The sequence below is a fragment of the Flavobacterium caseinilyticum genome (genome assembly GCF_004349085.1).
Taxonomy (GTDB): domain Bacteria; phylum Bacteroidota; class Bacteroidia; order Flavobacteriales; family Flavobacteriaceae; genus Flavobacterium; species Flavobacterium caseinilyticum.
The window spans coordinates 960,874-972,964 of sequence record NZ_SMFM01000001.1; the positions used below are offsets into that span (position 1 = coordinate 960,874).

Consider the following 12,091-nt stretch of genomic DNA (forward strand, 5'->3'; position numbering starts at 1 on the left):
TAAAGGTTGTAACTTTAATTCAGCTAAAAAATAATTTTCACGTACAAAATAGATAATATGACTAAAGAGATTAGACTTCCTGATGATATTATCAGCAGTAAGATTTATTTGATAAGAGATCAAAAAGTTATGTTAGATAAAGATTTGTCGGAACTTTATGCTGGAAAAAAAAACAACTTAAGCGTCAGGTTCGTAGGAACATAGAACGCTTTCTGGAAGATTTTATGTTTGAAATTAATCAATTAGAATTTGATAATTTGAGGAGTCAATTTGGCACCTCAAGTTGGGGAGGAATAAGATATATGCCTATGGCATTTACAGAACAAGGCGGCGCTATGTTGTCAAGTGTAATCAACAGCCTTACTGCAATAAAAGTCAATATTCAAATCATACGTGTTTTTACAAAATTAAGAGCGATGCTTTCGGATACTTTGAGTATGAAATTAGAAATTGAAGAAATTAAAGAGAAACTCTCCAATCACACTGAAAATATAGAACTTGTTTTTAATTATCTTGATGAATTAATTGATAAAAAAGACAATGCCGAACCTAGAAAAAAGATAGGGTATAAAAATAATTAAGTAAAATCGTAATTTTAGAATGAAAACATTAAAAGGCGACAATATTTATATTCGTGCATTAGAACCCAATGATTTGGAGTTTATTTATGCCATAGAAAACGACCAGAGCATTTGGGAAGTAAGTAATACGCACACCCCTTACAGCCGTTTTTTAGTCAAACAATATTTAGAAAACGCCCATCAGGATATTTACGAAGCCAAGCAGTTGCGATTGGCTATTTGTCAGGATCACGATTTCCCGGCCTTGGGTTTAATCGATTTGTTTGATTTTGATCCAAAGAATAATAGGGCGGGAGTTGGCATCGTTATCCAAATCAATGAAAACCGAAGACAGAATATTGGTTCTGAAGCTTTGGGTTTATTAATTGAATATGCTTTTTGTAATCTTAATTTACATCAGTTATACGCAAATATTGGTACCGAAAATGAAGCTAGTACAGCTCTTTTTACTAAATTTGGATTCGAAAGAATAGGCGTGAAAAAAGATTGGACTTTTATAAACGGAAAATACAAGGACGAAGCGATTTTTCAATTAATCAATACTAAATTTTAAGAAGTAAAATTTTAATTTATCACGATTCTCAACATTTAAAGGGAAGATTATACATGTTATTATTCCAATAAAAAAAACACATATGAATTCAAAGAAAATCATTACTACAGTATCCGTTATTTTAATATCAATTTTAATGATTTACGGGTTGGTTATTTTGCGTCAAATTTTTTCCTCGAACACAAAATTTTCTGAAAAAGAAGTTTATGTATTTATACCGACAGACTCTAAATACGATGATGTCAAAAAAATAATCGCTCCTTATATAGAAAACTTAGATCGTTTTGAAATGGTTGCCAATAAAAGAGGCTATTCAGACAATGTGATTCCGGGCCGTTTTTTATTGACAAAAGGGATGAACAGTTTTGATTTGGTAAAAACGTTGAGACTTAATTCTCCCGTGAAATTGGCTTTTAATAATCAGGAACGTGTAGAGAATTTGGCGGGACGAGTAGGTTCTCAAATAGAAGCCGACAGTTTGTCATTACTGACTTCTTTTAAAGACTCTATTTTTCTAAAAGAAAATGGGTTTAATGAAGAAAATATTATGGCAATGTTCATCCCCAATACCTATGAGATTTACTGGAATATAACAGCTGAAAAGTTCCGCGATAAAATGATCAAAGAATATCGTAATTTTTGGAACAAAGAAAGGGTTGCCAAAGCTCAAAAGCAAGGATTTACTCCAATTGAAGCAACAATTTTGGCTTCAATTGTACACAAAGAATCGGTAAAAAAAGACGAAAGACCGAGAATAGCAGGCGTGTATTTGAATCGATTGCGAGCTGAAATGCCGTTGCAGGCTGATCCAACGGTAATATTTGCGATGAAAAAGAAATCGAATGATTTTGATCAGGTAATCAAAAGAGTTTTCTATAATGACTTGACAATGGCGCATCCTTATAATACCTATATGAATGTAGGACTTCCTCCAGGACCTATTGCTATGCCTGATATCACAGCGTTAGAAGCAGTTTTAGATCCCGAAAAAAATAATTTTATTTATTTCTGTGCTAGTGTGGAACGTTTTGGATATCACGAGTTTGCCACCACATTAGAAGAACACAATAAAAACGCCAAAAAATATTCGGATTGGATCAACAGTCAAGGGGTAAAAAGGTAGGTTTGAAATTTAAAATACTCCTTTTGTTTTTATGGTTTGTGGGATGTCAAATCAGCCATTCACAAAACCGAGCTGAACATTTTTTTACTCCCTCCGATACTCTAAATAAGAAAAGGCAAAATGCAGTGATCATTTCTGAAGCGGTTTTGGCTACGGGAACTTTGGTAGGCTTAAACCAACTTTGGTATGCTGATTATCCCAAGTCTGATTTTCATTTTATAAATGACAATTCAGATTGGCTTCAGATGGATAAAGCCGGACATGTGTTTTCTTCGTATCATTTCGGTAGGCTTGGTGCTGAAATGCTGAATTGGAGCGGCGCCACTAAAAAAAATCAATTGCTTTTCGGAGCGGGTTTAGGATTTGCATTTTTAACAGCCGTTGAGGTATTAGATGGTTATTCCTCTGAGTGGGGTGCCTCCTCTGGCGATATAATTGCCAATGCTTCAGGGACGGCTTTGTATGTTTCTCAGGAATTAATTTGGAATGAACAACGGATTATCCCGAAATTCTCTTTTCATACTACAAAATATGCCAATTATAGACCAGAGGTACTCGGCAGTTCCTTCTCGGAGCAAATTTTAAAGGATTATAATGGACAAACCTATTGGCTTTCGGTTAATTTAAATTCGTTTGCTAAAGGTTCTAAAATTCCTAAATGGCTAAATTTAGCAGTAGGGTACGGAGCCGAAGGAATGATAACTGGAAACAAGAATAATACTTCTGCTTTTTTATCTTCAAATCCACAAAGATTCAGACAATTTTATCTCAGTCTGGATGTTGATTTAACAAAAATTAAGACCGATTCTCATTTGTTAAAAACTATTTTTTCCGTTTTTAATACCGTTAAAATTCCTGCACCAACAATCGAATTTGTGCGTTTCAACGAGATAAAATACCACTTCATCTATTTTTAGAAAAGTTTAACTGTCTGATTTTCAGTAAAATTATTTTTATCGTATCTTTGCACGTAGAAATTTCATAACGGGACAGCGTTTTGAAGAAAAACAATTTATGATTAAGAAATGGTATTTTTATACAAGTTTGACTGTAATTACAGTTTTTTTGAGCTCAGGTTTTAGACCTTTTAATTTGGAAACCAACCCATGGTTTCTCATCAATGAAGAAGATGGAACACACTACTTATATCCATCACAAGAACAAGAAGAATACACCAATTTAAACATCCCTTTTACCGGAAATTTCTTTATTGGATTTAAAGAAGCCATCGGCTATCGCGAATCTCAGAGTAAATATAAAAAAATCAATTCTTTAGGTTATATGGGTAAATACCAGTTTGGTATAGAAACGTTAAAATCGGTGGGAATATACAGTCGCTCTACTTTTTTGAATAGCCCTGAACTACAGGAAAAAGCATTTTTAGCGCTGTTGGCAAAGAACAAATGGGAGTTAAAAAAAGAAATTGAACGATATGAGGGTACTGTACTGAATGGTATTCACATAACAGAATCAGGTATATTAGCTGCTGCGCACCTTGGAGGAGCAGGATCCGTTAAAAAATATTTTAAACACAAAGGTAAACGCAATTTTAGAGACGCTTATGGAAGTTCAATAAGAAGTTATATGAAAATGTTTGGAGGTTATGACACTTCGTTTATTATTGCAAACATTAATGCAACTGTGAAAAACATTTAATTACGGGTAATAATTGCAAAAGAGGCTTTGAAAAACTAAATTTTTTAAAGCCTCTTTTTATGTAAAAAGGTTATCTCTCTTTAATAATTTCTCCGTTGGGACGCACAACTAAATTAATGACGTCCTTATCTTTTTTGATTTTCACGTTATATTGTTTTTTGATAATATCTCCGTCTTCCTGAGTATACAGAAAACGATCATTTACAATGGAATATCCGGGATAGGTTCTGTAAATAGAGTAAATCACATCACTGGGTAGTTTTACGTTTTTAAAATTTTCCACCACACGTACTAACTTTCCATTTTCATTGTAGGTAGCAGTCAAAGATCCGTTACTAACCTCCATTACTACAAGGTACTCTTCAAAACCTTCCGCATCTTTACCTAAATCATAGGCGATAAATTTTTCTTCAACCATTTTTACTCTTTGATCAGGATTATTATCCGGTATGTAGATTGAAAAATCTGTCCCGACTCTTTTAATAATAACTCCGGGCAGTTCCTCTATTTTGATTTTTCCTTTCTCCGTTACTTGAGCAGTTACTGCAAATGATATGCTGAAGAAAAATAGTATAATAAGTGATTTCATGACATAAAGTTTTAAATTAATAAATAAGTTTCAAAAGTGTAATAAACGGATTCATTTCAAGGCTTGATGTTTTACTCCCCCTTTTTTTTTGATTATATAAACAACTGTTTTTAAGATATTTACGATTTTATTTAATGGTAAACCTATGTAAATTTAGCTTTTTTATTAAGGCTTTACTGTTAATTATTTCCATAAGAAATGTTAATAAAACTGTTTAAGTTCCACTTTTTTTAACAAGAATTAGTGATTTAATTTATTTTCCAAATTAAAAAAAAAAGCACCAATCTTTCGATTGATGCTTTGTAAGTAATGAAATTCGTGTGAGTAGCTTTTACTCGAAACTGCCCATTAAAATTTCTAATATTTTAATAGCCGCCTCGCTAATTTTTGTACCAGGACCAAAAACAGCAACTGCACCGGCATCAAATAAAAACTGATAATCTTGTGCCGGAATTACTCCGCCTACAACTACCATAATATCTTCCCGACCGTAATTTTTTAGCTCTTCAATCACTTGTGGGACCAGTGTTTTGTGACCTGCCGCCAATGATGAAACACCAAGAATATGAACATCATTTTCAACCGCTTGTTTAGCTGCTTCAGCCGGCGTTTGAAAAAGTGGACCAATATCAACATCAAAACCGACATCAGCATATCCGGTGGCGACCACTTTTGCACCACGATCATGTCCGTCCTGACCCATTTTGGCAATCATGATTCGTGGACGTCGTCCTTCTTTTTTAGCGAATTCATCTGCCAGTTGTTTTGCTTTTTCAAAACTTTTGTCGTCTTTTATTTCTTTACTATACACACCGCTAAAGGATTTAATTTGTGCTTTGTATCTTCCAAAAACCGTTTCAAGCGCATCGCTGATTTCTCCTAATGTAGTTCGGTTTCGGGCCGCTTCGACAGCTATTTCCAGTAAATTCCCTTCACCGGTTTGGGCACAAAGGATTAATTTTTTAAGAGAATTCTGCACTTTTTCAGAATCTCTACTGGCTTTGATTCGGTCTAATTGTTCCAGTTGTTGTTTGCGGACCATTTGGTTATCCACATCCAAAATCTGTAACGGATCTTCTTTTTCTAATCTATATTGATTTACTCCCACGATAATATCCTGACCGCTGTCTATTCTGGCTTGTTTTCTGGCCGCAGCTTCTTCGATTCTAAGTTTTGGAATTCCGGATTCAATGGCTTTGGTCATTCCGCCAAGTTCTTCTACTTCTTCGATTAGTTTCCAAGCGTTTTCGGCGATTTCATTCGTCAAGCTTTCTACATAATAACTCCCGGCCCATGGATCAACGGTTTTGGTAATTTTAGTTTCTTCCTGCAGATAAAGCTGTGTGTTTCGGGCAATTCTAGCAGAGAAATCTGTTGGTAAAGCGATGGCTTCGTCCAATGCATTGGTATGCAAAGATTGTGTTCCTCCAAAAGCGGCTGCAGCTGCTTCAATACAGGTTCGTGCCACATTATTGAAAGGATCTTGCTCTGTTAAACTCCAACCTGAAGTTTGGCAATGGGTTCGCAAGGCTAATGATTTATCGTCTTTGGGTTCAAATTGCTTCACCAATTTCGCCCATATCATTCTTCCCGCACGCATTTTGGCAATTTCCATAAAATGGTTCATTCCAATCGCCCAGAAAAAAGACAGTCTTGGAGCGAATTCATCAATTTTCATTCCGGTCGCTAATCCGGTTCTAATGTATTCCAAACCATCGGCCAAAGTGTAAGCTAATTCAATATCAGCAGTGGCTCCCGCTTCTTGCATGTGGTATCCTGAAATTGAAATCGAATTGAATTTGGGCATTTTTTTGCTGGTATATTCAAAAATATCAGCAATGATTTTCATCGAAGGTGTTGGCGGATAAATATATGTGTTACGCACCATGAACTCTTTCAAAATGTCATTTTGTATCGTACCTGAGAGTAATTCGGGTTTTACGCCTTGTTCTTCGGCGGCGACAATATAGAAAGCCATAATAGGTAAAACAGCGCCATTCATCGTCATGGAAACGGACATTTCATCTAGTGGAATTTGGTCGAATAATACTTTCATGTCTTCCACGGAATCAATTGCAACTCCCGCTTTTCCTACATCGCCCACTACGCGTTCGTGATCGGAATCATAGCCGCGGTGTGTAGGTAAATCAAAAGCGATGGAAAGTCCTTTTTGACCCGCAGCCAGATTTCGTCTGTAAAAAGCATTACTTTCTTCAGCGGTCGAAAATCCTGCATATTGGCGAACTGTCCAAGGTCTGCGAACGTACATTGTGGCGTAAGGTCCGCGTAAATTTGGTGCAAAACCAGCTCCAAAATCAAGATGAGTAAGATGCTCAATATCTTGCTCCGAGTACGTTGGTTTTAATTCGATTCCCTCTGCGGTTAGAAAAGCATCAGCCACAGCATTTTCATTCTCCACTTTCAACAGTGTGCTTTCTAATTTTATATGTTGTAAATCTTTTCTTTTCATTTGTTAAGTACCAAATTACACGAATGCTGATTAATTTTTAATTTTGATTAACCGAAATTTCCGGATTTTATTCAAGATCTAATCTTTCCTGTTCTATTTTCTCTGCCAGACGTCTTTCTATTATTGGTGTAATCAAGGTTTTTCTCGGTTTCACTTTTACAAAAGGAAATAATTCTAAATCATGTTTCATTTTGTCCTGTTTATTAGGATGTTTGTTTGTGCCTAATAGAATTTCTTTCCCAGAATCAAATAATTCCTGAGCTGTATCAGCACTTTCCTGAATTTTCCTTTTGATGATTCCTTCGTTAAGTTGTTTCAGGAAACCGCCATTTGCCTCTATATCTTTGAATAAAGCCAATGCTTTTTCGGCTAATTGATTGGTGAGATTTTCTATATAATAACTGCCGTCAGCCGGATTATTCACTTTGTCAAAATAACTTTCGTTTTTAAGAATCAACAATTGATTTCGGGCGATACGGTCGCCAAATTCATTGTCTTTATGGTACAACGCATCATACGGTAAATTTGCAATAGCATCTGCTCCGCCAATAATCGCACTCATACATTCGGTTGTGGTACGCAACATATTTACGTTGTAATCATACAATGTTTTGTTTCGTTTGGTAGGCGAAACGATGATGTTGCAGTCTAAGTTGTGGTTGTATTCCTTTGCAATCAGATTAAAAAGTAATCGTAATGCACGCAGTTTTGCAATTTCAAAAAAGTAATTTGTCCCAACGGCTACTTCAAAAACTATTGGTTGGTTTATGTTTTCAATTCGATTGAAATATTCATTTGCCTGTCCTAAACTATAGGCAATTTGCTGCACCATGTTGGCACCTGCATTTTGATACAAAGCAGTATTTATACTGATTAATGACACTGATGGCGTTGCTGCCGAAAGTAAATTCAGTGTGTCAAAATTGCTTTTTTCTTTAGTTGTAAACCAGTTTCCGTCTTTGGCTAATTGTCCAATTGGATCCAGATTACAAAAAATAACAGTCTTATTTTGTTTTGCGAAAGCATCAATTTTTCTGACGAAATCGATTGAAATAAATGCAAGATTAAAATAAACGGTAACTTTTTCTAATGGTAATTGCTCCAAAAGATTGGTAATATCAATTGATTCGTTTTCGATAGTAAAACGAAGGCTGTTCGCACCACGACTTAAGCTGTCGCGCGCTCTTTCGATTGATTTTTCAACATCGTAGACAAATATATTTTGGCAAATTTTGAATTCAGTCGCTTTTGTGGAAACAGAAAAAGCCTTGGTAAACTCATCTTTATGGTAAAAAGGTTTCACCTGAATGTCTTCAGGAGAATTCCACACTAAAGTTTCATTGTAATCTGCTCCTTTGAGTTCAAATTGGATTTTTTGTTTCCATTGTTTGGAGGAAATGGGATTGAAATCATCGAAAAGGTTTGTAGCCATTTTTTGGTCGATTAAATTATGGTTTTGAATAATTAATATTTTAATTATTTATTTTTTTTCAACTGTATCGCCTTCGAATTCGATGATATAAATATCTTCACTATCTTTTTTCATGTAATATTTTTCGCGAGCGTATTTTTCTATTTGTTCTGAATTTTTTAATTGCTTGATATTTTCCTTATCTTTTTTTATTTCCTGATTATAATAAGCGGCATTATCTTCCAGGTCTTCAATTTGTTTGTCCAAAATGCGATGACCGAAGTACGAATAGTTATCTAAAAAAATCATCCAAGTAATAAAAAACAACAAGACCCAAATGTATTTGTTACTTAAAAATTTGAACCAAGGTTTGTTTTTGTAAGGATTTGTCATTTTATTTTTTTTAGCCCCGATTACAGTGGAAATCCTTTTAGTAGGTGATACTGACGAAGGAAGATTCACCTACTAAAAGATTGCAACGGAAAGCGGGAAATAGCTCCTAATAATAATTTCACTAAAATTACAACTAAATTACAGAATTTTTTGATTTATTACTGCGCGAACCACATCAATGGCGACAGTATTGTATTTGTCATTTGGTATTATGATATCTGCAAAAGCTTTGGTTGGTTCGATGAACTGTTCGTGCATTGGTTTCAAAGTGGTTTGGTACCTGTTGATTACTTCATTCATGTCCCGGCCACGTTCCGCGATATCACGTTTCATTCGGCGGATTAATCGCTCGTCAGAATCAGCGTGAACATATATTTTTACATCAAATAATTCTCTTAATTCTGCATTTGCCAAGATTAAAATCCCTTCGACAATCATCACTTTTCTCGGATGTGTAAAAACGGTATCGTCCGTTCTATTGTGCGTCGCAAAGGAATAAACAGGTTGATGGATGTTGTTCCCTGCTTTTAATTCTTTTAGATGTGCAACCAGCAATTCGAAATCAATGGCACGCGGATGATCAAAATTAATTAAAGCGCGTTCATCAAACGAAAGCCCGTGATTTTCTTTGTAATATGAGTCTTGAGAAATAATACCAACTTCGGTCTCTGGTAATTCATTCATAATTTGATGTACAACGGTTGTTTTTCCGCTTCCAGTACCGCCTGCAATTCCTATAATGAGCATAATTTTTTTGTTATGTTTTTATCGGGACAAAAATAGGAATTTAATCGGGAGCAGTTTTTCTTTTTTTAAGAAATATTGCTAATTTAATAGATTTATTTAGTGGTTATTATTTAACATTTTTTCTATCTTTAGTTTCTAAATTTTAAAACATTGTATTCACAAGTCAATAAAAATATAAGCCGATATGTCACTTTTGACGTAAATGAATTAGAAATTTTTAATTCATTATTGGAGTACACTGCCGTACCTAAAAAAACGAATATGCTTCAGGAGGGAGAGATGTGTAATTTTGAAGCTTATGTTATCAAAGGCTGTGTCCGAAAATATTACATTGACGCGAATGGTTTTGAAGTTATTCTGCAATTTGCCATCGAAAATGCTTGGATTAGCGATATTTCTTTTAGTATTTACGAAGATAAACCGAGTCGGGTATACATAGAAACATTAGAAGATTGCGAATTTTTTATGTTCAGTCCGGAAACGAAAGAGGAATTATTCAATAAAGCACCAAAGTTTGAACGCGCTTTCCGTATTCTGATGCAACGCAGTTTAGCTGTTACTCAAGACCGGTTATTTACTACTATTTCTAAATCGGCTACCGAGAAATATTTAGAGTTTCTCGAACAGTATCCTACACTTTCGCAGCGCGTTGCCCAACATTATATTGCTTCTTATCTGGGAATTTCAGCGGAATTTTTAAGTAAAGTTAGGACAAAAATCGCTAAAATTTAAATACTCGTTTTTTTTCATTTCTTGTCCTAGTTCAATGCATGCGCTTTTTTTTTGACGCAACTTTGCATCATACTATTAAAGAACAGGACAATGGAAAATACAGATAAAATTATAGACGGTGCAATTACACATTATATTTTGCACAAAGCCAATACGCGCGGTCATGCTAATCATGGTTGGTTAGAATCCTATCATACGTTTAGTTTTGCCAATTATCAAAATCCAGAGCGTATGAATTTTGGTGTGTTGCGCGTTCTTAATGATGATAGAGTCAGCCAAGGAATGGGTTTTGGGAAACATCCGCACGATAACATGGAAATTATTTCTATTCCGCTCGAAGGTGATTTAGAACACCAAGACAGTATGGGAAATACTACCGTAATCAAGGAAGGTGATATTCAGGCGATGAGCGCTGGTACCGGAATTTTTCATAGCGAGTATAATAAGAATAAAGATCAGTTGGTTAAATTTTTACAGATTTGGATTTATCCAAATAAAAAAAATGTAACGCCTCGTTATGACCAAATCACGTTAGATTTAAATGATCGTCACAATAAATTACAGCAAATTTTGTCGCCAAATCCAGAAGATGACGGCGTGTGGATTCATCAAGATGCTTGGTTTCATATTGGGAAGTTTGACAACGACTTTTCTACTTTGTATGAATTGAAAAAACCAGGAAATGGAATTTATGCTTTTGTTTTAAAAGGGGATTTCACGATTGGTAACATTGCTTTAAATGAGCGCGACGGACTAGGAATTTGGGATACAAATTCAATTAAAATTACCGCTAATTCAACTAACGCAGAGATCCTATTGATGGAAGTTCCGATGCAATTGTAATCTGCTAAATAATAGAAATAAATAATATTAATTTAAAATAAAATACTACTATGTCAACAACAAAATGGGTAATTGACCCAACACACTCAGAAATTGGTTTTAAAGTGAAGCACATGATGTTCACTAATGTTTCAGGTAAATTTTCAAAATTCGATGCAACGATTGAAACAGAAGACAGCAATTTACAAAATGCGAAAATTGAGTTTACAGGAGCAATTGATTCTATAACAACAGGAAACGCAGACAGAGACACTCATTTATTGAGTGCTGATTTTTTTGATGCTGCTCAGTTTCCAGAAATTAAATTTAGTGCTACTTCTTTTACCAAAATTAATGAAGGCGAATATGAATTGGTTGGTGATTTAACATTACACGGGGTTACAAAGTCGGTGAAATTAGCAGCGGATTATGGAGGATTAATGAAAGATCCTTGGGGAAATACCAAAATGGCACTTGCATTAGAAGGAAAAATCAACAGAAAAGATTGGGGTTTAAACTGGAATTCGGCTCTTGAAACTGGCGGTGTTTTAGTAAGTGAAGAAGTTCGTTTGAATATCGAACTACAGTTTTTGCAACAATAATTGTAAAGTAAATAAACACAAATCTCAAAGGATTCTTCTTTGGGGTTTGTGTTTTTTAATAAAATAGAATGATGGAAACCATAAATATTTTATACATAGGAAGACATCCCGAAATTCTAGAAACTGTCATCCGATTAATAAATGCAAATGACAATTGGAATGGATTAGGCGTTATGAATGATGAGGAAGCGAAGGAAATTTTTCTAAAAAAAGATTTTTCCATTGTATTGTTAGGTTCCGGAATTCAGGAAGAAAGCGAAACTGAATTGTACACTTTTTTCAAAAATCAAAATCCAAATATTAGTATTGTTCAGCATTATGGCGGTGGAAGTGGTTTGCTAAAAAGTGAAATTCTACATGGCTTGTATAACAATAAAAATTAAAAACTCTTTTTTTTTACCATTAAGAAATT

14 protein-coding genes are annotated in these 12,091 nt (G+C 34.7%); 9 read left to right on the forward strand and 5 right to left on the reverse strand.

All coding sequences use genetic code 11. The features are described 5' to 3' along the window. Positions 1-224: 224 nt before the first annotated feature. From E0F89_RS04260 to E0F89_RS04280, 5 genes are all read left to right on the forward strand, one after another. Positions 225-581, forward strand: coding sequence for an ORF6N domain-containing protein (locus E0F89_RS04260; protein ID WP_243699468.1), 357 nt, complete (start codon positions 225-227; stop codon positions 579-581). A 19-nt stretch (positions 582-600) separates the two neighbouring features. Further along, positions 601-1,134, forward strand: a complete 534-nt coding sequence (locus tag E0F89_RS04265; protein WP_131908590.1) for a GNAT family N-acetyltransferase — start codon at positions 601-603, stop codon at positions 1,132-1,134. Positions 1,135-1,216: 82 nt separating this feature from the next. After that, the gene (gene mltG / locus E0F89_RS04270) at positions 1,217-2,257 is read left to right on the forward strand and encodes an endolytic transglycosylase MltG (RefSeq protein ID WP_131908591.1); all 1,041 of its coding nucleotides are present in this window, start codon (positions 1,217-1,219) and stop codon (positions 2,255-2,257) included. 2 nt (positions 2,258-2,259) lie between these two features. After that, positions 2,260-3,174, forward strand: coding sequence for a DUF2279 domain-containing protein (locus tag E0F89_RS04275; protein ID WP_131908592.1), 915 nt, complete (start codon positions 2,260-2,262; stop codon positions 3,172-3,174). Positions 3,175-3,271: 97 nt separating this feature from the next. Beyond that, positions 3,272-3,913 carry a peptidoglycan-binding protein LysM gene (locus tag E0F89_RS04280; protein WP_131908593.1) on the forward strand — a complete coding sequence of 214 codons (642 nt, stop codon included), beginning with the start codon at positions 3,272-3,274 and terminating at the stop codon, positions 3,911-3,913. Positions 3,914-3,983: 70 nt separating this feature from the next. Here E0F89_RS04280 and E0F89_RS04285 read toward each other — a convergent pair whose 3' ends face one another. From E0F89_RS04285 to udk, 5 genes are all read right to left on the reverse strand, one after another. After that, positions 3,984-4,502, reverse strand: a complete 519-nt coding sequence (locus E0F89_RS04285; RefSeq protein WP_131908594.1) for a hypothetical protein — start codon at positions 4,500-4,502, stop codon at positions 3,984-3,986. Between the two features lie 331 nt (positions 4,503-4,833). Then, a complete protein-coding gene (gene scpA / locus E0F89_RS04290) occupies positions 4,834-6,972 on the reverse strand; it encodes a methylmalonyl-CoA mutase (protein ID WP_131908595.1) in 2,139 nt (712 codons plus the stop codon). Between the two features lie 67 nt (positions 6,973-7,039). Continuing rightward, on the reverse strand, positions 7,040-8,404 hold the full coding sequence (locus E0F89_RS04295; protein ID WP_131908596.1) for a methylmalonyl-CoA mutase subunit beta: 1,365 nt from the start codon (positions 8,402-8,404) through the stop codon (positions 7,040-7,042). A 48-nt stretch (positions 8,405-8,452) separates the two neighbouring features. Next, positions 8,453-8,776, reverse strand: coding sequence for an FtsB family cell division protein (locus E0F89_RS04300; RefSeq protein WP_131908597.1), 324 nt, complete (start codon positions 8,774-8,776; stop codon positions 8,453-8,455). A gap of 138 nt (positions 8,777-8,914) precedes the next feature. After that, the gene (gene udk / locus E0F89_RS04305; protein ID WP_131908598.1) at positions 8,915-9,523 is read right to left on the reverse strand and encodes a uridine kinase; all 609 of its coding nucleotides are present in this window, start codon (positions 9,521-9,523) and stop codon (positions 8,915-8,917) included. Positions 9,524-9,673: 150 nt separating this feature from the next. Between udk and E0F89_RS04310 the strand changes: the two genes are divergently transcribed. The 4 genes from E0F89_RS04310 (at position 9,674) to E0F89_RS04325 (ending at position 12,062) form a co-directional block, all read left to right on the forward strand. Then, entirely contained in the window at positions 9,674-10,255 is a 582-nt protein-coding gene (locus E0F89_RS04310) for a Crp/Fnr family transcriptional regulator (RefSeq protein ID WP_131908599.1), read from the forward strand. A 90-nt stretch (positions 10,256-10,345) separates the two neighbouring features. After that, entirely contained in the window at positions 10,346-11,098 is a 753-nt protein-coding gene (locus tag E0F89_RS04315; RefSeq protein ID WP_131908600.1) for a pirin family protein, read from the forward strand. Between the two features lie 50 nt (positions 11,099-11,148). After that, the gene (locus tag E0F89_RS04320; protein ID WP_131908601.1) at positions 11,149-11,679 is read left to right on the forward strand and encodes a YceI family protein; all 531 of its coding nucleotides are present in this window, start codon (positions 11,149-11,151) and stop codon (positions 11,677-11,679) included. 68 nt (positions 11,680-11,747) lie between these two features. Beyond that, complete coding sequence (locus E0F89_RS04325) at positions 11,748-12,062, forward strand: hypothetical protein (protein ID WP_131908602.1); 315 nt, start codon at positions 11,748-11,750, stop codon at positions 12,060-12,062. Positions 12,063-12,091 lie beyond the last annotated feature (29 nt).